The sequence below is a fragment of the Gilvimarinus japonicus genome (assembly GCF_042847215.1).
Lineage (GTDB): Bacteria > Pseudomonadota > Gammaproteobacteria > Pseudomonadales > Cellvibrionaceae > Gilvimarinus > Gilvimarinus japonicus.
The window spans coordinates 2167137-2188364 of the sequence record NZ_AP031500.1 but is presented as its reverse complement, the minus strand read 5'-3'; the positions used below and the strand labels follow the sequence as shown (position 1 = coordinate 2188364).

Sequence of the window (21228 nt, the reverse complement as noted above, 5' to 3'; positions counted from 1 at the left end):
CAGCGCCGTGAATAGCCGTTTGCTCGGCCGGCCTGTAGGCAGAAGTCATTAATCGCTCAACCTTCGATATAGGTAATAACCATGGATGAAATACTCGGCATCTTAAACAGCGTCAGCAGCGTGGTCTGGGGGCCCTTGATGTTGCTTTTGTTGGTGGGCACGGGCGTGTTTTTGATGCTGCGCCTTAAGGGGTTTCCGTTGCGCCGCTTGGGCACCGGGTTTGCCTTGTTGTGGCAGGGGCGAAAACCTCAAGGGAAGGGTGATGTCAGCCCCTTTAACGCACTTATGACGGCGCTGGCAGCCACGATAGGCACCGGCAACATCGTTGGCGTTGCTACGGCCATTGGACTCGGTGGCCCCGGCGCTTTATTTTGGATGTGGTGCAGTGCGTTGGTGGGCATGGCAACCAAGTACGCCGAGGCTGTGTGTGCGGTTCACTACCGCGAGCAAGACAGCGCCGGGCTGAGTGTGGGCGGCCCGATGTATTATATTAAAAACGGCTTGGGCGCGCGCTGGGCCTGGCTGGGCACGGCATTTGCCATATTTGGCTGTGCGGCGGGATTTGGCATTGGCAATACCGTGCAGGCGCACTCTGTGGCAGATGCGCTACACGGTGATTTAGCCATTCCTAAGCTGCTAACGGGCGTGTTGCTTATGGTTTTGGTGGGTGCCGTATTGCTCGGCGGCGTAAAGCGTATCGCGCAAGTGGCGGGGCGCTTGGTCCCCTTTATGGGCGTCGCTTATATTGTCTGTGGTTTGTTGGTGATTGCGGTGCACGCCGATGCGGTGCCGGCAGCGTTAGTGCTGATAGTTGAGAGTGCGTTTAATGGACAGGCCGCGGCCGGCGGCTTTGCCGGTGCCGGCGTGGCTATGGCGATTCAGTTTGGCGTTGCTCGCGGGGTATTCTCCAACGAGGCGGGCCTTGGTAGCGCCCCAATTGCCCATGCCGCGGCGGCAACGGGTAACCCTGTGCGTCAAGGTATGATTGCGATGCTAGGCACATTTATCGATACTTTGGTAGTTTGCTCTATTACCGGGATTGCGATTGTGGCCAGCGGTGCCTGGCAAGGGGGGGCGAAAGGCGCTTTGATGTCGCAGTCTGCGTTTGCCAGCGCTCTACCGTTTGGCGAGCTGTTTATTACGTTGGCGATTGCCTTGTTTGCGTTTACCACTATGCTGGGCTGGAGCTACTATGGCGAACGCTGCGCCCAATATTTGTGGGGCACAAAAGCTATTACCCCGTTTCGTGTGTTGTGGGTATTGGCGATCGGGGTTGGCGCAATGGCTAACTTATCGTTGGTGTGGATTGTTGCCGATATCTTAAATGCGTTAATGGCAATACCAAATTTGATCGCGCTGTTTTTATTATCTGGCGTGGTGGTAACTCTTACTCGCAAATACGCCAAGTCCGGTCACGCGGCGACGGATGATCAATAAATTTTTAAAGGCTTGTGCGTTTAGTCTTGAGCGGCTTGGATTGTGTTGTGCCGTGTTGTGCTAAATATGCATTACTTAAAAGCAGTTGGCCGGGCGCGGTAGCCCGGCTATTTTGCTAACCAGCAGTGCCGGGTGGGGGGCAAACAACCCCATTAAATAGATACTGCGACCTTTCTCTTTTCCGAGTTCTTGTTGCGTGTAACGCACCAGTGCACGACTCGCAGGCGATAGCTCGAACTCACGATAAAACGCTTGCGCTAACGCTATAATCTCCCAGTGATTATCGGTTAAAGTGATTTGTTCGGCTGCCGCTAGTTGCTGTGCAACGCTCGGGCTCCAGTCGCTACGATTGCGTAAGTATCCGTCTTGGTCAAGTGCCGGTAGTGAGTTTTGGTTGCCTGAAGTTGTCATGTTTAGTACCAGCTTTGAATCGTTTCGTGCTCGCAGCTTAACCGAACAAACCCCTGATAATCTGTTAAGACAATACCGGCTGCCAGTTGCGAGTCTAACCCTCGCGCCGCTAAATCGCTTGCAAGCGCGTATAGCTTTATACCGCGCTTAGTGGCATCGTCTAGCAGTTTGGCGGTAGGGGCCGCTGTTAGGGCGCCGTAGGTGCCATCTTCAATCAGCAGCAGGCTGTCTCCAGGCGCACAAAGGCTAAGACACGATTTAAGTGCCTGGTCAGTAAAAGGTGATTTATTAACCGTGTGTAAAGTGCCCATCAGAAACTTAGTAGGTGGTCGTGTTGTGATATTAGCTGGCGGACTTGGTCGTCAGTCAACCACTGCACGGTATCAATGCAAATAGCCTGCGCACTAAGGCCGCGCTGGTGCGCGGATGGCTGATGCGCATAAACAGTCTCGACGCCAAACATTTCTAGTGCGCTTAAGTTTCGCGCCACACTTTTTTGAATGCCGGCCAGCGGTTGCTGCTGGTCTTTTAATTGCCAGACGCCATCATCCATTAACAGCAGTGCAATATTTTGCTCAAAGGCTGCCGCCGCTAACACCGCTTCTAAAGCTTCGCGGGCGAGCGCATTGCCGTAGGGGGAGTGGCGGCTGATACACAATATAGATTTCATACGCTGCTCTAGGGGCCGAAGGTCAAAACGCGATCCGACACCGCGCTGGCCTCGATAAGCTGGCCCAAACCGCTTAGCTCAAATTCGGGGGCGAGGTTGTCGTTACTTTTTTGATAGCGTTTTGCCTCTGTTGGGTCTAGCACTCCGCGCCTTAACGCCGCCGCAATGCACACCACGGCATCCAATTGGTGTTGCTTAATAAGCTGAGTCCAGCAGGCGGGTAAGTCGTGTTCATCTTGTGGCGGGGCGGCCAACCGTGTGGCGTTATAAACACCATCGGCGTAAAAAAAAAGTCGATAAATGCTGTGGCCGTCGGCAAGGGCTGCTTGGGCAAAGGCTAGTGCGCTTTGGCTCGCACTGTCACCGTAAGGTGCACCTAAAATAACAAGGGTAAATTTCATCGTAGAAAAGCAAAGTCCCTTGCGGGACTTTGCTTTGGTTTAAGTCTTAATCGTCGGCGGCGCCCAGCAGGTGAAGTAGGCTGGTAAAGATATTAATAATGGCTAGGTACAGAGACGTTGTCGCCATTAAGTAGTTGCGCTCGCCACCGTGAATAATGGCACTGGTTTGAAACAAAATAACCGCTGACATCAGCAGCACAATACCGGCAGAGAAAGCCAGGCTAAGTACCGGCATTGGGTAGCCAAACATGGAAGCGCCAACCAGCAGTAGCATACAACCGATCATCACCATCATGCCCATGGCAATAAAGCCATGCATAAAGCTAAAGTCTTTGCGGGTTACCAAGGCGTAAGCCGACAAACCTAAAAAGGTAAAAGCTGTGCCGCCAAGCGCTTGAAGCACAATGCTGGCGCCGTTGGCCGAAGCCAGATAGTGATTGATGATGGGGCCGAGGCCAGCACCGATCAAACCGGTAAAAGCGAAGACAACGCCAATGCCTGCCGAAGAGTTGGCGGTGCGGGGCAACACAAACCAAATAAGCCCCATGGCGACGAGAGTCATGATCAAGCCAGCGCCGTAGCTTAAATTAACAGCCATGGCAGCGCCCGCGGTAATCGCCGAGAAAATCAAGGTAATGCTCAGCAGCAAATAAGTATTGCGCAGAACACGGCTTACGTCTGTGGCATCTACCTGTGCGGTTGAGCCCATTCGCGTATTGGCTGCAGTGCGTACATGTTGCATTTAATCTCTCCAAGCAAAAATGATGATACTTAATGATACAAGCTTAGTTGCCCAATGCAAGCTTAATAGGGCGCTGCGCGGGTAATAACTGGGCACCCAGATAAACGCCCTGATCCTCATCGTATTATGGGGGCTGTATCGATTTTTTAAAGAGAAGCTTTGATGTTTTGTAGGTAAACTTTAGACATAAAAAAAGCGCCGGGTTAAGGCGCTTTTTTTACAGCTGCATGCAGCTCGATATGGCGGAAGGGCAGGGATTTGAACCCTGGGTAGGCTATTAACCTACGCCGGTTTTCAAGACCGGTGCATTCAACCACTCTGCCACCCTTCCGAAGTGGGGCGAATTATACATGGGTTTTTATTGAGGGCAAGTGCTTGAGGGGAAAAAGTTTAGGTTTTTCGGTCACTTGGCTGATTGCTGGACAAACTGGGGAAAATTTATCCGAACCGGCGAGCAGCCGGTTCGGATAATGCGGGCTTAGGACTCGCTTGTGGCGCTTTTCGCGACGCGCGGGTCGTTGCTCGGACGTTCAAGTTTGCGCGGATTGTGGCCGACCCGAGAGGGTTGGCTGGTGTCCAGCGCGCGCGGCAGTGGTCGGGTGCGTGTCTCGGTCAAAATACGCACCGCCGAAACCGGCTTGGGCGACAACCGTGGGTCATTGCCTGCCCGGCTAAACTCACGTGCCGTCGGGCGTTCACCGTTTTTGCGGCTAATAGCTACGTTTGACGGCGCGGCCGACCTTTCTACCGGAACCTTCACCTCGGTTTGGGTGGTAGGCGCCTGCGCGATGGCGGGTTCTTTAGTGTCCGTTTCGGCTTGAGGCTCGTCCGCTTTGGTCTGATTAGCCGACTGCTCCGCGACTGTCTCGGTGACTGCCGGTTCAGCCTTGGGTTCATCCGTGCTGTTAGTAGCTTTGGCGCCCGCTTCTGGACTTTCGGCTTTTGCGGTAGCTTGAGCCGTCGGGGCCGCTTTTGGTTCGGCGACCGCCTCTGGCTCCGCCTTGGCTTCGGCCGTTGTCCGCTGAGTCACGGCATCCTGAGCGGTCGGGGTAGCAGCTTCTTCCGTCGGGGAGGAGGCCGGTTTGTCCTCACGCTTATTTGCCATCTCTGCATTGGCTTGAGTCTGCTTAGGCTCCGTCGCTGCTTTGTCAGATGGCGCGGCCGGCGTTGTAGGCTCGGTTTGAGCGGTGACTTGGCTAGGCGCCCGCTTGGGCTCCTGATTGCGCGGCTCTTGAGCGTCAGGCTCTGGCTGAGGCTTTGTTTGGCGAGCGGGACGCTGCTCCGCCGTTTGCGGTTTGTCGCTATTTTCACGGCTCTCGGCGCGCTTTTCGGCGGCGGCTTGAGGTTTTTCGGCCGGCTCGCGGGTAACACTAGCCTCGGCGCCGTTTTTGGCACTTGCTTGGTTGCCGTTGCTTGCCTGCGACTCGTCGCTCTGCTCGCTGGTTTGCGTGTTCTGCTCACCGTCAGTATCGCGGCGACGGCGACGTTGGTTGCCACGGCGACGGCCTGCAGGGCGCTTGGGCGGACGTTGCTCGTCGGAATTTCCGTCTTTTGCGGGCGTGTTTTCAGTGTTGCTTTTAACGCTTTGCTCAGACGTCGATTCTTCTTGCTGCTGTGCGCGAGGGCTGTCGTCGTTACTGCGGTTGCGGTTGCGATTTCTGTTGCGTCCGCGTCGGCCGCGACCGTTGCGAGACTCGCCGCGCTCATTGCTGTTGTTGCTGTCGTTTGCGTTGTTGCTATCTTTGTTGCCGCGCGGCTCGGAGCTGTCGTCTTTCGGCTCGTTGTTTTTGCGCTTATTGCCGGTATCTTTTTGCGACTTCTTGCCTTGGTTGTCGCGCTCGTCGTCGCGTGTGCCGTTGCGACGTTTGCCGCCACGACGGTTGCGGTTTTGCGATGAGCGGTTGCGGTCGTTGCGCTGATCGCCGCCTTTGCGTTGCTGGCCCTTGCCTTTGGTGTTGCTCTTATCGTTTTCGTCTTCCGAGTCAAACACCTCTTGTAGCCAGCTGATCAAACGCTTGATGAGGCCTGGCTCGGGTTTTACTTCGGGCGTTGGCGCTTGCTGCAGCGGAGCCGTAGGCTTAACCAGTGGTTGTGGCAATTTAACCGGCGCTTCATCGGTGATGGTTTCGGGCTCGACGTGCTCTTCGGTGGCAACAATTTTGTAGCTGGTTTCCAGTGTGCCTTCGTCGTCATCGCGCAAGCGTTGAACTTCAAAGTGCGGCGTCGTCATCTCAGCGTTGGGTACCACAACCACGCGAGTGCTGTTGCGCTGCTCAATGTTGAAAATCGTTTTACGTTTTTCGTTGAGCAGGTAAGTCGCGACCGAGGTGGGGGCAATAGCGCGAATCTCGGCGCTGCGCTCTTTTTGTGCTTCGTCTTCCACCAAGCGCAAAATAGACAGTGCCAAAGAGCGAGTACCGCGAATGGTGCCTTGGCCGTTACAGCGTGGACACACTTTTGAGTGCACTTCGCCAAGGGATGGGCGCAAACGCTGGCGCGACATTTCTAGCAAGCCAAAACGTGAGATGCGGCCAATTTGTACTCGAGCGCGATCCATTGCCAGTGCATCGCGAATGCGGTTTTCGACTTCGCGTTGGTTGCGGCTCGATTGCATATCGATAAAGTCAATCACCACCAGACCGCCCATGTCGCGCAAGCGCAGCTGGCGGGCGATTTCATCGGCCGCTTCAAGGTTGGTTTGGGTGGCGGTTTCTTCGATGTCACCGCCTTTGGTGGCACGCGAAGAGTTGATGTCGATGGAGACCAAGGCCTCGGTCACATCAATGACGATTGAGCCGCCCGACGGCAACTTCACTTCGCGTTGGAATGCGGTTTCGATTTGGCTTTCGATTTGGTAGCGATTAAACAGAGGAATATCGTCTTCGTACAGTTTTACGCGACTGCCAAAGTTGGGCATCACCTGGCCGATAAAGCCTGAGGCAAGCTCAAAAGATTCTTTGTTGTCGACAATGACTTCGCCGACATCTTGACGCAGGTAATCGCGAATCGCGCGAATAATAACGTTGCTTTCTTGAAACAAAAACGCCGGAGCTTTGGCATCTTGGGCGCCTTTATCGATCGACTCCCACAATTGCAATAGGTAGTTTAAATCCCATTGCAGTTCTTCGGCGCTGCGGCCAACACCGGCGGTGCGAATAATGATGCCCATGCCGTTGGGGATGGTAACTTGGCTGAGTGCGTCGCGCAGCTCGGCGCGATCTTCACCTTCGATGCGACGGGAAATACCGCCGGCGCGAGGATTGTTTGGCATCAGTACCAAGTAACGGCCGGCCAGGCTAATAAAGGTCGTTAAAGCCGCGCCTTTGTTGCCGCGCTCTTCTTTATCGACTTGAACAATAACTTCAGTGCCTTCTTTAACCACGTCTTTAATTTTGACGCGGCCTTCACTGTCGTTGGGGGATTTGCTGAAATATTCGCGGGATATTTCTTTGAGGGGCAAAAAGCCGTGGCGCTCGGCGCCGTAGTCGACAAACGCAGCCTCAAGGCTGGGTTCCACTCGGGTGATGCGGCCTTTGTAGATGTTGGCCTTTTTTTGCTCGCGATTACGGTTTTCGATGTCAAGGTCGTACAGCCATTGGCCATCAACCAGCGCAACACGCAACTCTTCAGGTTGGGTTGCATTAATAAGCATTCTTTTCATGCGTTTCCTAGTCTTTTCGTTGGGCGCAGCGTGCCCACGCGACTGTCAACGCTCCTGTGTCTTGCACAACCCTATAGACTGCGCGCTACATTCTGCTCGCGTCAGCGGTTGTCTGATGCTTATTGAACTTCGTCGTCGCCCCGAGCCTGGTGGCTGTCGTGGGGTCGAAATGTCAATATTAATCGTTAACCCGTATTTACCAGTTTTTGCCCGGGTTTACCCGGTAACGCCTAATTTAGGCTGTTTAGCGCAGTCTGCGTATCGCAGCTAGTTGTCGCAGTTAGGGCAGATATTGCCGTTTTTACCATCAACACTAAGAGTCGCTCTATGAGTCTATCTTTTGGGCCGCGAGCAGTTGCTCGTTAGGGCCGGTCTCATGGTTTAACTTCTGCCAGCAAGAGCTTGGTATTCAAGTTACAAAACACATTCAGCGGATCAGTCGCATTGCGCTTGCTGCGCAATGGTTCCGGTGCTCGCGCGGGATCGGGGTCTTATGTTCCCGATCAGGGCGCGCGTCACACCCTTCATCATTTTGCCGGTTCTGTACACATTTTGTGTTTTAAAACAGAGCCTTAGCTGGCAGCGGTATTCCCTCGCGACACGCCTAAAACGCTATGTCCGGAAACCTGCCTGTCCCAGCAGGCTCGAATATAACAGCTAAAGCAATACCCGGCAAATCAAATTGCGGGCCACAGTACCGGTGGCCCGCGGTTTGCTGTTATTATGCCGCCCATGAATAACCAGTCTACAATAGCGTTCGATCTCGACGAGCGTTTTTCTCAAGTCCAGTATTTGGAGGTCGACGCTGACCAGTCGGGTCAGCGCATCGATAACTATCTGGTCGCGCGCCTTAAAGGGGTGCCGCGCACTCACGTGTATAAGTTGTTGCGCAAGGGCGAGGTGCGTGTCAATAAAGGCCGTGTAAAGGCCGATTACCGTTTGCACGCGGGGGATGTGGTGCGTTTGCCGCCGCTTAAAGTGGCCAAAAAGGCGCCCCCAAAGCAGCTCAGTCAAGGGTTGGGGCGAGCCCTGGAGGCGGCGATAATTTATGAGGACGACGGCTTGTTGGTGGTTAATAAGCCGCCGGGCCTAGCAGTACATGGCGGCAGTGGGGTCGACCTGGGGTTGATTGAGGCGTTGCGCCAAATGCGGCCAGATGCGCGCTACCTTGAGTTGGTTCACCGGCTCGACCGAGACACCTCTGGCTGCATCATGATCGCCAAAAAACGCAGCTACCTGCGGCATTTACAGCAAGCGCTACGCGATAAAACAGCCGGTCGTGGCGGCATTACTAAAATTTATCAGGCTTTGGCTTTGGGGGGCTGGCCCAAGCGGGTGTCCCGCGTTAGTGCTCCTTTATTAAAGCTAGAGCAAAGCAGCGGTCTGGAGCGTATCGTCAAGATTCACCCCGAGGGCAAGCCCAGTATTACCGAGTTTTCGGTGGTACAGCGCTACCGCGATTACACGCTACTTGAGGCGCGCCCGGTAACCGGTCGCACTCACCAGATTCGGGTGCACGCTCAGTTTAAGCAGTGCCCGTTGCTGGGGGATGAAAAGTACGGCGATGATGGTGCTAACCGTGAGGCGCAAAAGCTCGGGCTTAAGCGGCATTTTTTGCACGCCAGCGCCCTGATGTTTGTGCTGCCGGGCGCCTCGGATGTTACTCGCGTGGAGGCGCCTTTGTCGGCTGACCTTGCCGGCGTATTGCAATTGCTTGAGTCGCAAAAGCTCGAAGGTTAAAACGTAATGTTTAACGTGTTGTAAGAGTGTGTTGGGTAAAAGTGGGGAGTAATAAAGGTTGCTGTATATATTTGATTGGGACGGCACGTTAAGTGACTCGACCGGCACTATCGTTACGGCGATGCAGCGTGCCGCAGAGGATTTGGGTTGGCAGCGCCCCGAGCGCGACGATGTGCGTAATATTATCGGCTTGGGGTTGCCCGAAGCGTTGCGGGTGCTGTACCCCGAGATTGATGCGGCAACTGCCGAGCGCTTGCGAGCGCTTTATAGTGAACATTTTTTGGCGATTGATCAGGCGGAGCCTGCGCAGTTTTATCCGCGCGTGATGGACTCCTTAGAGGCATTGCGACAAGAGGGGCATCAGTTGGCGGTGGCTACCGGTAAAAGTCGGCGAGGCTTGGATCGGGTGCTCACCCGGTTAAAGCTTGATGGGTATTTTCATGCCAGCCGCTGCGCCGATGAAACGGCATCTAAGCCCGATCCGCAGATGCTGCACGAGCTGTTACTGCAATTTGGCACGCAGGCGAGTCAGGCTGTTATGGTGGGTGACACTGAGTACGACATGGAGATGGCGCGTCGCGCCGAGATGCCGCGTATAGCCGTGAGTTATGGGGCCCACGCCGCCGAGCGTTTGCACCCCTATGAGCCGGCGCTTTGTATGGATTGCTTTTCTGAGATTTTAGCGTGGCAGCGCTAGGTGCCGGCAGTTTGTAATAGGGTGGCGTTCAGGTCGCGTTTGCCAGTGGGTCGATGCCCGCTTTGCGGAGCATGCTGGTGAGGCGAATCAGCGGCAGCCCGATAAGCGTGTTGGGGTCGTCTCCTGCCAGTGATTCAAATAAGGTAATTCCCAGTCCTTCACACTTAAAGCTGCCTGCGCAGTCGTAGGGCTGCTCGCGGATTAGGTAGTTGCGAAGCTGGGTGTCTGTCAGGTCGCGGAAGCTGGCCTGGTAAAGTTCGACCGCCAGTTGCTCATTACCAGTGGCGCTGTCGTAAAGGCAAAGCCCGGTATAAAAGGTGACGGTTTTGCCGCGTGAGCGCTGTAGCTGCGCTAATGCGTTGGCAAAGGTGCCGGGTTTGCCGAGCCGCTCTCCGTCGGCCCAGGCGACTTGATCTGAGCCAATAATAAGCGCGTTGCTGTGTCTGTCTTTAAGGGCGCGAGCTTTGCCGCTGGCCAGTCGCCTGGCTAGTGCCTCAGGCGCCTCATTGGCGAGTGGTGTTTCATCGATGTTGGGCGCGGCGGCGACAAAATCGAGACCTAGCCGGCGGAGCAGTGCCTGCCGGTATGGAGAGCTGGAGGCAAGGACGATTGGCTGCATTTGTCTGTAATCCTATATTGCCTGTCTATAAAGAGTAGAGCGTCGCCGTTTTGTTTTGTTGGGCGCCTGCACGCCTACGCATTTATACAAAGGAAGGCGGCAAGTCTTGTGGTTACGGTTGCGCATGGTACCGCAAATTGAGCGCTACTCGTAAAATGTCAGCCGGTTTTGCCCGCAAGCCTGAAAATAGTGGGGTTGGAGGGTTATTTTTCTTTGACAGATGCGGTTTCGATCCCTATCATTGCGCGCTTATGTCTCAGCCACCCTTTAGTCAGCCGCTGCCACGTCAGGGCGATCCGCGAAAATATGCTCAGCAGGGCATTGAGATCTCGGGTTTTGTTGATTTAAAACAGCTGCCTAGATTGACCTCAGCGGTGGCAGATGAGAATGCAAGGTTTGCGGTTGTTCTGTCGTTTAAGATAGATGAAGAGCGCAAGCGAGTGGTGCAGGGCAGTATCGAGGGCGAGGTGGGGTTAACCTGTCAGCGCTGCTTGGATACGGTTCGTGTGCCCTTGGTGTGTGCGGTTAATCTCGGCATTGTCTGGGATGAAGAGCAGGCAAAAACCTTACCGCGTGATCGCGATCCTTGGATCGCCGAGGAAGGCCCGGCAGAGTTCTACGATGTTGTCGAAGAAGAGCTGCTGTTAAGTCTACCTCCGGTCGCTTATCACGATCACGCATGTGTACCCTCCGAGCACTTTGTTAGCAAAGCGCCCGAGACAGGGGCTCAAGAGCAACCGAAACAAAACCCGTTTCAAGTTCTGGAGCAACTTAAAGGAACGCCGAAAAAATAGAAGGCTTGTTGTTTATAGTTTTCTTTGAGGCGCCCCAGCTTCAGTTTTTTGTTATATAGGAGTTATATCATGGCCGTACAGAAAAGTAAGAAGACTCGTTCCAAGCGCGGTATGCGTCGTTCACACGATGCGTTGACTGGGCCGACCTTGTCTGTTGATCCAACCAGTGGTGAAAAACACCTTCGTCATCACGTCAGCGCCGACGGTTTTTACCGTGGTCGCAAAGTGATCGACATCGCATCTGACGAGTAAGTATTAGCGACAAGACGATTCTCCATTGTCTGAGCCAATACGACTAGCTGTAGATGCTATGAGCGGGGACTTCGGTCCCCGCGTTGCTATCCCCGCGGCAATTGAGTTTGCTCGCACCTCTCCCGATGCTCATTTGTTATTGTTTGGTGAGCGCACTGCAATGGAGCGAGAGCTTCATACCTCTGTTCCCTCTAATATTGACTTTATCGATACATCAGCTGCGGTGGCGATGGATGCCGATCCGCGTCAGGCGTTGCGCCAGGGCAGTGACACATCTATGTGGCAAACCTTGTTGGCGGTGGCAGACAAACGCGCCGATGCCTGCGTTAGTGCGGGCAACACCGGCGCGTTAATGTTGATTAGTCGACGTTTGATTGGCATGTTGGCGGGGGTTGAGGTGCCGGCAATTTGCAAGGCGATGCCGGTGCGCTCAGGCGTTACTTTGATGTTGGATCTGGGCGCTAATGTCCACTGCAGCAGCGCTCAGTTATTGCAGTTTGCCAAAATGGGTGGTGTGTTGGCGCGCGCTAGCGGTGTCGTAGCCCCCAAAGCGGCGCTACTGAATATTGGCACCGAGGCCGGCAAGGGTACGGCGATTATCCGGGAGGCGGCCAAACTGCTGGCGCAAGCCGAAGATTTTGAGTACGCGGGTTTTGTTGAGGCCGATGCGATATACAGTGGTCACGTGCACGTGATTGTCTGCGACGGTTTTAGCGGCAATATTGCTCTTAAGGCCAGTGAGGGGGTCGCGCGCTTGATTGCCGGCCGTATCGAGGAGAGCTTTACAAGCGGTTTTGGTCGGCTGGCGGCGCCACTAATGTGGCCTCTGATTCGTCGCTGGCGAGCAGAGTTGAACCCGGATGCTTATAATGGCGCGATATTGGCGGGTCTTGCCGGAGCGGTTATTAAAAGCCATGGCGGAGCCTCGACGATGGCGACAGTCCACGCGCTGCATCTCGCCTACGAGCAAGCACGCTTTAAATCGACTGAAAAAATGGCACGCGCAATGAGTGCGGCCTAACGAATTTGTTTAATCAGATTGGAAGAGTTAACGATTATGGCCACAGATAACTTGGCGTTTGTATTTCCGGGGCAAGGTTCACAGCAAATTGGTATGTTGGAGCCGCTGGCGGCGGAGTATCCGATTGTGCAGCAGACCTTTGCCGAAGCATCCGACGTGCTTGGCTACGACCTTTGGGATCGCGTACAAAATGGCACGCAAGAAGAAATCAATTTGACTGAGTGCACTCAGCCGCTACTGTTAACAGCTAGCGTTGCGATTTGGCGAGTATGGGAGCAGTGCGGTGGTGCTAAGCCCGCACTTTTGGCAGGCCATAGCTTGGGTGAGTGGTCGGCATTAGTTTGTGCTGGTGTTGTTTCATTTGCCGATGCCGTTGCTTTAGTGCGTCAGCGGGGCAAGCTAATGCAAGAGGCCGTACCGGCGGGTCAGGGTGCTATGGCGGCAATTATCGGTCTTGCCGATGACGCAGTTTTGGCCGCCTGTGCATCGGCGGCCGATGGCGAGATTGTGGCGGCCGTTAACTTTAACTCTCCAGGGCAAGTGGTGATCGCCGGGCACAATGCAGCCGTCGAGCGCGCTATGGCGGCTTGTAAAGAGGCGGGCGCCAAGCGTGCGCTGGCCCTGCCGGTGAGTGCGCCGTTTCATACCGAATTAATGCGTCCGGCCGCCGACGGTCTAGCCACTTGGGTCGAAGAGGTGGAGTTTCATGCGCCTCAAATTGCGGTTGTGCACAATGTGCACGCGCGCACTGAAAGTGATCCGGCGAAAATCAAAGCGCTCATGATCGAGCAAATATACAGCCCGGTATTATGGGTTGATTGTGTTAATACGCTGGCGAACGCGGGAGTCGAAACCTTAATCGAGTGTGGCCCCGGCAAAGTGTTGGCTGGCCTGGCAAAGCGCATTAACAAATCATTAAGCGCCAGCTCTATTGAAAACCCTGCCGAGCTGGCGGCGGCAGTGGCGCAACATTAGTAAATCTCAAAAGGCGAGAAGGATATGACTACAGATAACAAGGTCGCATTGGTTACCGGTGCAAGTCGCGGAATCGGTGCGGCGATTGCCGAGCAGTTGGCCCGTGCCGGTGCTACCGTTGTTGGTACGGCTACTAGCGAAAAGGGCGCGGCGGCCATTACCGAGCGTTTTAACGAGCAAGGTCTGAATGGTGTTGGCAAAGTGTTAAACGTAACAGATGCCGATTCGGTTGCAGGGCTTTTGAAGGACGTCCAACAGGAGTATGGTGTACCCCTGATATTAGTGAATAACGCAGGCATTACTAAAGACAATCTGTTGATGCGGATGTCTGATGAAGAGTGGTTTGATGTTGTTAACACTAATCTCAGTGCTGTTTACCGGCTCAGTAAAGCGGTGCTTCGCGGCATGATGAAAAGTCGCTGGGGCCGGATTATTAATGTCGGCTCGGTAGTGGGGGCCATGGGCAATGCTGGCCAGTCTAACTACGCGGCAACCAAAGCGGGGGCGGCAGGTTTTGCTCGCTCATTGGCGGCTGAGGTTGGCTCGCGCGGTATTACAGTAAACACTGTCGCGCCTGGCTTTATTGATACTGATATGACGCGTATATTGCCCGACGAGCAAAAAGCTCAGCTGCTAAGTAAGATTCCGCTGGGGCGCTTAGGTAAGCCTGAGGAAATCGCCGCAGTTGTTGGATTTTTGGCCTCTGACGCTGGCGCTTACGTTTCGGGTGAGACAATACACGTCAATGGCGGCATGTATATGAATTAAAGCGGTCTGTAACTGACTGTTTTAAAAAGAAAAAGGGCAAAAAGATAAAGAAATTTTGTCTTATGCGTTACAACGCGGCAAAAATAGATGTAAAATGCGCATCGATTTCGCCGTAGAAAATCTGGAACCGTCAAATGGTTCTGAACATGACGGTTTCGTCGATACTACCTATTAGGAGTTGAATTAGATCATGAGCAGCATTGAAGAACGCGTAAAAAAAATCGTTGCTGAGCAACTGGGCGTTAAAGAAGACGAAGTGAAGAACGAAGCTTCTTTCGTTGAAGATTTAGGCGCGGATTCTCTGGACACCGTAGAGTTGGTGATGGCTCTGGAAGAAGAATTCGAGACCGAAATTCCAGATGAAGAAGCCGAAAAGATCACCACAGTTCAGTTGGCCATCGATTACATCAATGCCAATTTGGCCTAATCTGCAACACGTTTGGTAGCAGGTTTCGCGAAAGCCGTATTATTGAGAAATAGTACGGCTTTTTCTTTGGGGTTTTGGGTACGCTGGGGCCTAAGGTCGATGGCGTATAAGTCCGTTGTGGGGGAGAGAAAATCACGTGTCGCGTAAGAGAGTAGTAGTAACAGGCTTGGGTATGGTCAGTCCGCTGGGTAACACCGTGGCGGATACCTGGGATGGAATCCTTGCCGGGCGCAGTGGTGTTGCGCCTATCACCCAGTTTGACGCCTCTGCTTTCAGTGCGCGCTTTTCCGCCTCCGTCAAAGATTTTTCGGTTGAGGGCTACTTCTCGGCAAAAGATGCTCGCAAAATGGACCCGTTTATTCAGTTCGGAATGGTGGCGGGTATTCAGGCAATGCGCGACTCGGGTCTCGAAGTCACTGAGCAAAACGGCGCTCGCATGGGCGTGTCGATTGGCTCTGGCATTGGCGGCATTGGCACCATAGAAGATGGCGCGCTAATCGTTGAGCATAAAGGGCCGCGACGCATGTCGCCGTTTTTTGTTCCCGGCGCGATCATCAATATGATCGCCGGCAACCTCTCAATTCATTACGGTTTGCGCGGGCCAAACCTGGCGGTTACCACCGCTTGTACCACCGGTACTCACTGCATCGGTTTAGCGGCGCGCTCTATTATGTATGGCGACGCTGACGTCATGCTTGCCGGTGGCGCCGAGATGGCTACCACGCCGGTAGGGCTTGGCGGCTTTGCGGCGGCGCGCGCGCTGTCTACCCGCAACGATGACCCACAAGCGGCCAGTCGCCCTTGGGATAAAGACCGCGATGGTTTTGTTCTGGGGGATGGCGCCGGGGTTATGGTGCTCGAAGAGTACGAGCATGCGCGGGCGCGCGGCGCGAACATTTACGCCGAGCTGATTGGCTTTGGCATGAGTGGTGACGCTTATCATATGACCTCGCCACCTGAAGATGGCGCCGGGGCGGCACTGTCCATGCAGAATGCTATTGACGATGCCGGTATCGATCTGGCCTCGATCAACTACATTAACGCCCACGGCACCTCGACTCAGGCTGGTGATAAAGCCGAATGCCAGGCGGTAAAATCCGTCATGAAATCGGCCGTTGACCAAGTGGCGGTTAGCTCAACCAAATCTATGATTGGTCACTTGCTAGGGGCCGCTGGTGCGGTCGAGGCGATTTTTAGCACCCTGGCGATTCGCGATCAGGTGGCGCCGCCGACGATCAATCTCGACAACCCCGATGAGGGCTGCGACCTCAATCTTGTGCCGCACACCGCGCAAGAGCGGCCAATCCAGGCGGTTTTGAGCAACTCGTTTGGTTTTGGTGGCACCAATGGATCGCTGTTGTTCTCTAAGTTGCGCAACTAATTCGCCCTCGATGTATCTGCGGCGGGGCCTAGAGCCTCGATAGTCATGTCGACACCAACATCCCCTTTAATTTGGGTTAACGGAGAGCTGGATCATCAGCTCTCTGCGCTTGATCGTGGTTTAGCGTATGGCGACGGCCTGTTTGAAACGTGCCGGTTGCATAACGGGCGCATTCCACTGTGGTCGAGACACTTGCAGCGGTTGTTGGCGAGCAGTGCCGTTTTTGCCATTGAACTAAACACCAAGCAGCTGGAGTCTTGGGTTGATACGGCCTTGGCGCTATTGCGCGAGCAGAATATCCGTCAGGGGACGTTTAAGCTCATTCTAACTCGCGGCGTGGGCGGGCGCGGGTATCAGCAGCCGCACCGAGTCGCGCCGACAATCGTGTTGATGGTGCAACCCGACAATCTCGAACTGTTAACGGCACGGCCGACGCCTGCTCGGCTTAAGGTTTGTCGTATGCGTCTGGGGCGCAATCGTGTGTTGGCCGGTCATAAACATCTCAACCGGTTAGAGAACGTGCTGGCCCGGGCTGAGTGGCAAGACAACACGTTTGATGAGGGCCTAATGTTGGACGACCGCGCCAATGTGATTGAGGCGACTTCGCACAATGTGTTTATTTATCGTAAAGGCTGTTGGCACACTCCGGTATTGGATGAGTCCGGCGTTGCCGGTGTCATGCGCCAGCTCGTGCTGGACGAGTTAGCCCCGCGCTGCGGTGTTCGTGTAAACGTGGCGCCATTGAGTTTGGATGCGGTCTATAGCGCAGAAGAAGTAATGCTGTGTAACAGTAATCGTGGGGTTCGACCGGTAGCGGCGATCGAGGATGACGCCGGGACTTTACATCAGTTTTCACATCACAATAATGTACTCCGACTGAGTGCGGCACTGAGTGACTTTTTGCAGGGCAAGGGTAGTGGTCAATGATTCATTTGGCGGTTGGTTTAATAAAACGGTTGATTTTGCTCGCGTTGCTAGCCTTGTTGGTGTCCGCTTTGGGGGCGCTGCAATATTTTAAACAGTGGTACGCCGAGCCCATGGCGCTGCCAGAAGATGGGCTGCACTATCAACTTAAATCGGGCGGGAGCCTGAGTGGCGCCGCATCGGATTTGGCCGGGCAGGGAATTCTTAAACACCCGCAAGTATTGACGTTTTACGCGCGCCTGAGTGGCCAAAGTGAAGTGCGCGCCGGTGACTATTTGTTAGAGCCGGGCATGACGCCGCGACAATTCATGAAGATGTTAAATACCGGCAACGTCGTCAGTTATACCGTGACCTTGATTGAGGGCTGGACCTTTGCCCAGGCGGTACAAGCGCTGGCTGAGTCGGAGCGAATCGACTCGCAGTTGGCCGGGCAGAGCCCAGAGGCACAGCTGGCGATGTTAGATTTGCCTATTGAGCACCCCGAGGGCTGGTTTTTCCCCGATACCTATCATTACAACGGTGGCACTACCGATGTCGCGATATTGCAGCGAGCCTACCGCAAAATGCGTCAAACTTTAGACGAACTTTGGCCGGGACGCGATGTTGGTCTGCCATATCAAACACCCTATGAGGCGTTGATTATGGCGTCGATTGTCGAGCGTGAGACGGGCGCATCGTGGGAGCGGCGCAAAATAGCCGGTGTGTTTGTCAGGCGGCTGGAAAACAATATGCGCCTGCAGACCGACCCTACGGTTATCTACGGTATGGGCGATGCCTATCAGGGCAAAATCGGTCGCGCCGACTTAACGCGCCCAACACCCTACAATACCTACGTCATTCGCGGTTTACCGCCAACGCCGATTGCGCTGCCTGGCGCTCAGGCGGTTTACGCCAGTATGCACCCAGACCCGGGTAGTGAGCTGTACTTTGTCGCCAAAGGCGACGGAACCCATGTGTTTTCTGACACGCTTGAGGCGCACAACGACGCAGTGCGCCACTATCAAATACAGCGCCGCGAGGGTTATCGCTCGACGGTCTCGCCCGGCGCGCTAGAGCAGTAGGCAATACCGCTGCCAAGCATTACAATAGTTATATCTTAATAGCCGGCTGTGCCGGCCCTCTCGCTTGCTAACTGGATTGTTAATCAGCATGACTGAAACCACCGAAAACGTCTCTGTAAAGGCCGAAAAGCCGTCACACTTTATTCAGAATATACTTCGCAAAGACCTCGATGAAGGCAATGTGCAAGGTGTTGTGACGCGTTTTCCGCCGGAGCCCAATGGCTATTTACACATCGGCCACGCCAAATCAATTTGTCTAAACTTTGGCGTTGCCAAACAGTTTGGCGGTGTGTGCAATTTGCGGTTTGACGATACCAACCCTGAAAAAGAGAGCGATGAATACGTCGAGTCTATTAAGCGCGACGTCTCTTGGCTGGGGTTTGAGTGGGATGGTGACATTCGCTTTACGTCAGATTATTTCGATCAGCTGCACGGCTGGGCGGTGGAGCTTATTAAAGCAGGTAAAGCCTACGTCTGTGATTTAAGCCCCGATCAAGCTCGCGAGCATCGCGGCACTTTAACCGAGCCCGGAAAAAATAGCCCTTATCGCGATCGCAGCGTGGAGGAGAACTTAGCCCTGTTTGAGCAAATGCGCGCAGGCGAGCTAGAGGAGGGCAGCTGCTCATTGCGGGCTAAAATTGATATGGCGGCGCCCAATATTAATTTGCGCGATCCGGTTATCTACCGCATTAAAAAAGTACGTCATCATCACACGGGCGATAAATGGTGTATTTACCCTTCTTACGACTTTGCTCACGGTCAAAGCGATGCAATCGAAGGCGTTACCCATTCGATTTGTACATTAGAGTTTGAAGATCATCGCCCCTTGTACGAATGGTTTATCGCGAACTTATCGGTGCCTGCTAAGCCCAAACAGTACGAGTTTGCGCGTCTGAATTTAAATTACACTGTTACCAGTAAACGTAAATTGCGTCAGTTGGTAGACGAACATCACGTTGATGGCTGGGATGATCCGCGCATGCCGACGATCTCTGGTATGCGCCGCCGCGGTTACACGGCACAATCGCTGCGCAACTTTTGTGAGCGCATTGGCGTGACTCGCTCCGACAGTGTGGTGGATGTTGGCATGTTGGAGTATTGCGTGCGCGATGATCTGGATAAACGTGCGCCGCGCGCAATGTGTGTGTTGCGCCCGTTAAAGGTTACCCTAACCAATTACCCCGACGACAAAGTCGAACGCTTGATTGCGCCAGGACACCCTAATCGTGACGACTTGGCAGAACGGGAGTTGCCGTTTGCTAAAACCGTGTTTATCGATGTTGAAGACTTTCGCGAAGAAGCGAACAAAAAATACAAGCGCTTGGTGATAGGTAAACGTGTCCGGTTGCGCAACGCTTACGTGATTGAAGCAGACGAAGCCGTTAAAAACGAAGCGGGCGAGATCGTAGAGGTTAAAGCTCGAGTTATTGCAAACACTATCGGTACCGACCCGGAAGATGGCGTAAAACCCAAAGGTGTTATCCACTGGGTCTCTGCCGAGGAGCATATCGATTGCGAAGTCAGGCTTTACGATCGCTTGTTTAACGAAGAGTCGCCGGGCGCTGGCGGTACAGACTTTTTAGCGGCCATTAACCCTGAAAGCTTGCAGGTGTTAAAAGGGGCTAAAGCTGAGGTCTCGCTGCGCGATGCGGCGCCCGAGTCGGCGTACCAATTCGAACGCGAGGGGTATTTTTGCCTCGATGCCCACTACAGTAAAGACGGCGCTGTCGTATTTAACCGAACCATTAGCTTGCGTGATAGCTGGGCAAAAATTTCGCAACAAAGCTAAGCGTTGTTTGCCAAGGTTATTCTTAAAAAGTTTTAGAGAAACAAAGTTATGAGCTTAACGATTTACAGTACCTTGTCCGGTAAAAAAGAAGTGTTTGAACCGCGTGAGCCCGGCAAAATTGGGCTCTATGTCTGCGGTATTACCGTGTACGATTACTGTCATATCGGTCATGCTCGGGTGCTCGTTGCCTTTGATGTGATGAGCCGTTTTTTGCGCTCACAGCAGTGGAACGTCAACTACGTGCGCAATATTACTGACATCGACGATAAAATTATTGATCGCGCGGCGGATAATGGTGAACGCTATACCGATTTAACCTCTCGCTACATTGAGTTTATGCACGAGGATGAGCGCGCACTTGGCATTTTGCCACCCGATACCGAGCCTCGTGCTACTGCGCATATCGACGATATTATCGCGATGATCGAAACCTTGATCGAGAAAGGTTATGCCTATAGCGCGAGCAACGGCGATGTCTACTACCGGGTTAGTCGCTTTGCCGATTACGGCAAGCTCACGAATAAAGACCCGGAACAACTGTTAGCGGGCGCGCGGGTTGAAGTGGATTCTGCTAAAGAAGATCCTCGTGATTTTGCGTTGTGGAAGTTTGCCGCTGAGGCAGATGTAGGCTGGATTTCGCCGTTTGGTCGCGGTCGTCCCGGCTGGCATATTGAGTGTTCGGCCATGAGCAAAGCGTGCCTTGGGGCTCACTTTGATATTCATGGCGGCGGCCCAGATTTGCCTTTTCCGCACCACGAAAACGAAATTGCCCAAAGCGAAGCAGCCAACGGTTGCCAGTATGCAAATTATTGGATGCACGCCGGCGCTGTACGCTTGGATGGTGAAAAGATGTCTAAATCCCTGGGCAACTTTTTCACCATTCGCGATGTGCTAAAACAGTACCACGCCGAGGTAGTGCGCTATTTGTTGATTAGCAGTCACTACCGCAGCCCCATTAATTACTCTGAAGAGAATCTCGTTGAAGCAAAAGCGGGCCTCGATCGTTTGTACAATGCGCTGCGCGGGTATGAATCTGTAGCGGCCACGAGCTTAGAAGAGTTGGCCGGCAACGAGTTTTATAAAAAGTTTGTTGCGGCAATGAACGATGATTTTAATACCCGAGTTGCGCTGGCGGTTATGTTTGACCTGGTGCGAGCGCTAAACTCTGCCAAAGGCAAACAAGAGGCAGAACCATTAGTGGCAGAGCTAAAGGCCATGGGTCAGTTGCTTGGTCTGTTTGGTAGTGCCCCTGATGATTTTTTGCAGTCGGCAGGGGAGAGTGACCTTGCTGCCGAGACCGTTGAGGCGTTAATCGCCGAGCGGGCGCAGGCCAAGCGCGACAAAAATTTTGCCCGCGCCGATGAAGTGCGCGATCAGTTGTTGGCTGCAGGCATTTTGCTGGAAGATTCGGCTGAGGGCACTAAATGGCGTCGCGACGCTTGAGTTGTTTATTGGTAG

21 protein-coding genes and 1 tRNA gene are annotated in these 21228 nt (G+C 53.9%); 14 read left to right on the top strand and 8 right to left on the bottom strand.

All coding sequences use genetic code 11. From position 1 onward, the window contains the following. Positions 1 to 81 precede the first annotated feature (81 nt). Positions 82 to 1437, top strand: coding sequence for an alanine/glycine:cation symporter family protein (locus tag ACGHAD_RS09355; protein ID WP_382415466.1), 1356 nt, complete (start codon positions 82 to 84; stop codon positions 1435 to 1437). Between the two features lie 75 nt (positions 1438 to 1512). Here ACGHAD_RS09355 and ACGHAD_RS09350 read toward each other — a convergent pair whose 3' ends face one another. The 7 genes from ACGHAD_RS09350 to rne all read right to left on the bottom strand — a co-directional run bounded on the left by ACGHAD_RS09350 (position 1513) and on the right by rne (position 7322). Then, positions 1513 to 1848, bottom strand: coding sequence for a TusE/DsrC/DsvC family sulfur relay protein (locus tag ACGHAD_RS09350; protein ID WP_339615125.1), 336 nt, complete (start codon positions 1846 to 1848; stop codon positions 1513 to 1515). A 2-nt stretch (positions 1849 to 1850) separates the two neighbouring features. Continuing rightward, the gene (gene tusB, locus ACGHAD_RS09345; RefSeq protein ID WP_382415468.1) at positions 1851 to 2159 is read right to left on the bottom strand and encodes a sulfurtransferase complex subunit TusB; all 309 of its coding nucleotides are present in this window, start codon (positions 2157 to 2159) and stop codon (positions 1851 to 1853) included. Next, the gene (gene tusC, locus ACGHAD_RS09340) at positions 2159 to 2518 is read right to left on the bottom strand and encodes a sulfurtransferase complex subunit TusC (protein ID WP_382415470.1); all 360 of its coding nucleotides are present in this window, start codon (positions 2516 to 2518) and stop codon (positions 2159 to 2161) included. Before tusC ends, tusB begins: the two co-directional genes overlap by 1 nt. An 8-nt stretch (positions 2519 to 2526) precedes the next feature. Continuing rightward, on the bottom strand, positions 2527 to 2919 hold the full coding sequence (gene tusD / locus ACGHAD_RS09335) for a sulfurtransferase complex subunit TusD (protein WP_339615128.1): 393 nt from the start codon (positions 2917 to 2919) through the stop codon (positions 2527 to 2529). Positions 2920 to 2965: 46 nt separating this feature from the next. Beyond that, a complete protein-coding gene (locus ACGHAD_RS09330; protein ID WP_339615592.1) occupies positions 2966 to 3628 on the bottom strand; it encodes a Bax inhibitor-1/YccA family protein in 663 nt (220 codons plus the stop codon). A gap of 273 nt (positions 3629 to 3901) precedes the next feature. Beyond that, a tRNA-Ser gene (locus ACGHAD_RS09325) sits at positions 3902 to 3992 on the bottom strand. Positions 3993 to 4139: 147 nt separating this feature from the next. Continuing rightward, the gene (gene rne / locus ACGHAD_RS09320; protein ID WP_382415472.1) at positions 4140 to 7322 is read right to left on the bottom strand and encodes a ribonuclease E; all 3183 of its coding nucleotides are present in this window, start codon (positions 7320 to 7322) and stop codon (positions 4140 to 4142) included. A 732-nt stretch (positions 7323 to 8054) separates the two neighbouring features. Between rne and rluC the strand changes: the two genes are divergently transcribed. Beyond that, positions 8055 to 9062 (top strand): 23S rRNA pseudouridine(955/2504/2580) synthase RluC, encoded by a 1008-nt coding sequence (gene rluC, locus ACGHAD_RS09315; protein WP_382415474.1) that lies wholly within the window; start codon positions 8055 to 8057, stop codon positions 9060 to 9062. A gap of 58 nt (positions 9063 to 9120) precedes the next feature. After that, complete coding sequence (locus tag ACGHAD_RS09310; RefSeq protein ID WP_382415476.1) at positions 9121 to 9759, top strand: HAD-IA family hydrolase; 639 nt, start codon at positions 9121 to 9123, stop codon at positions 9757 to 9759. A 28-nt stretch (positions 9760 to 9787) separates the two neighbouring features. Here the strand turns inward: ACGHAD_RS09310 and ACGHAD_RS09305 are convergent, their stop codons facing one another. Next, positions 9788 to 10378, bottom strand: a complete 591-nt coding sequence (locus ACGHAD_RS09305) for a Maf family protein (RefSeq protein ID WP_382415478.1) — start codon at positions 10376 to 10378, stop codon at positions 9788 to 9790. 251 nt (positions 10379 to 10629) lie between these two features. Here ACGHAD_RS09305 and ACGHAD_RS09300 point away from each other — a divergent pair, with 251 nt between their 5' ends. The 11 genes from ACGHAD_RS09300 to cysS all read left to right on the top strand — a co-directional run bounded on the left by ACGHAD_RS09300 (position 10630) and on the right by cysS (position 21213). After that, complete coding sequence (locus tag ACGHAD_RS09300) at positions 10630 to 11172, top strand: YceD family protein (RefSeq protein WP_339615133.1); 543 nt, start codon at positions 10630 to 10632, stop codon at positions 11170 to 11172. A 69-nt stretch (positions 11173 to 11241) separates the two neighbouring features. Beyond that, positions 11242 to 11424, top strand: coding sequence for a 50S ribosomal protein L32 (gene rpmF / locus ACGHAD_RS09295; protein WP_041523172.1), 183 nt, complete (start codon positions 11242 to 11244; stop codon positions 11422 to 11424). Positions 11425 to 11449: 25 nt separating this feature from the next. Then, entirely contained in the window at positions 11450 to 12445 is a 996-nt protein-coding gene (plsX, locus tag ACGHAD_RS09290) for a phosphate acyltransferase PlsX (RefSeq protein ID WP_382415480.1), read from the top strand. Between the two features lie 36 nt (positions 12446 to 12481). Continuing rightward, positions 12482 to 13420 carry an ACP S-malonyltransferase gene (gene fabD, locus ACGHAD_RS09285; protein WP_382415482.1) on the top strand — a complete coding sequence of 313 codons (939 nt, stop codon included), beginning with the start codon at positions 12482 to 12484 and terminating at the stop codon, positions 13418 to 13420. 24 nt (positions 13421 to 13444) lie between these two features. Next, on the top strand, positions 13445 to 14188 hold the full coding sequence (gene fabG, locus ACGHAD_RS09280; protein WP_382415484.1) for a 3-oxoacyl-ACP reductase FabG: 744 nt from the start codon (positions 13445 to 13447) through the stop codon (positions 14186 to 14188). A gap of 190 nt (positions 14189 to 14378) precedes the next feature. After that, entirely contained in the window at positions 14379 to 14615 is a 237-nt protein-coding gene (gene acpP, locus ACGHAD_RS09275; RefSeq protein ID WP_007640684.1) for an acyl carrier protein, read from the top strand. A 136-nt stretch (positions 14616 to 14751) separates the two neighbouring features. After that, positions 14752 to 15996: a beta-ketoacyl-ACP synthase II gene (gene fabF, locus ACGHAD_RS09270; protein WP_339615137.1), complete on the top strand. Its 1245-nt coding sequence runs from the start codon at positions 14752 to 14754 to the stop codon at positions 15994 to 15996. Between the two features lie 45 nt (positions 15997 to 16041). Further along, positions 16042 to 16923, top strand: coding sequence for an aminodeoxychorismate lyase (gene pabC / locus ACGHAD_RS09265; protein WP_382415487.1), 882 nt, complete (start codon positions 16042 to 16044; stop codon positions 16921 to 16923). Further along, complete coding sequence (mltG, locus tag ACGHAD_RS09260; protein ID WP_339615139.1) at positions 16920 to 17981, top strand: endolytic transglycosylase MltG; 1062 nt, start codon at positions 16920 to 16922, stop codon at positions 17979 to 17981. Before pabC ends, mltG begins: the two co-directional genes overlap by 4 nt. Positions 17982 to 18069: 88 nt before the next feature. Continuing rightward, complete coding sequence (locus ACGHAD_RS09255; RefSeq protein WP_382415489.1) at positions 18070 to 19770, top strand: glutamine--tRNA ligase/YqeY domain fusion protein; 1701 nt, start codon at positions 18070 to 18072, stop codon at positions 19768 to 19770. Positions 19771 to 19818: 48 nt separating this feature from the next. Further along, complete coding sequence (cysS, locus tag ACGHAD_RS09250) at positions 19819 to 21213, top strand: cysteine--tRNA ligase (protein ID WP_382415491.1); 1395 nt, start codon at positions 19819 to 19821, stop codon at positions 21211 to 21213. Positions 21214 to 21228 lie beyond the last annotated feature (15 nt).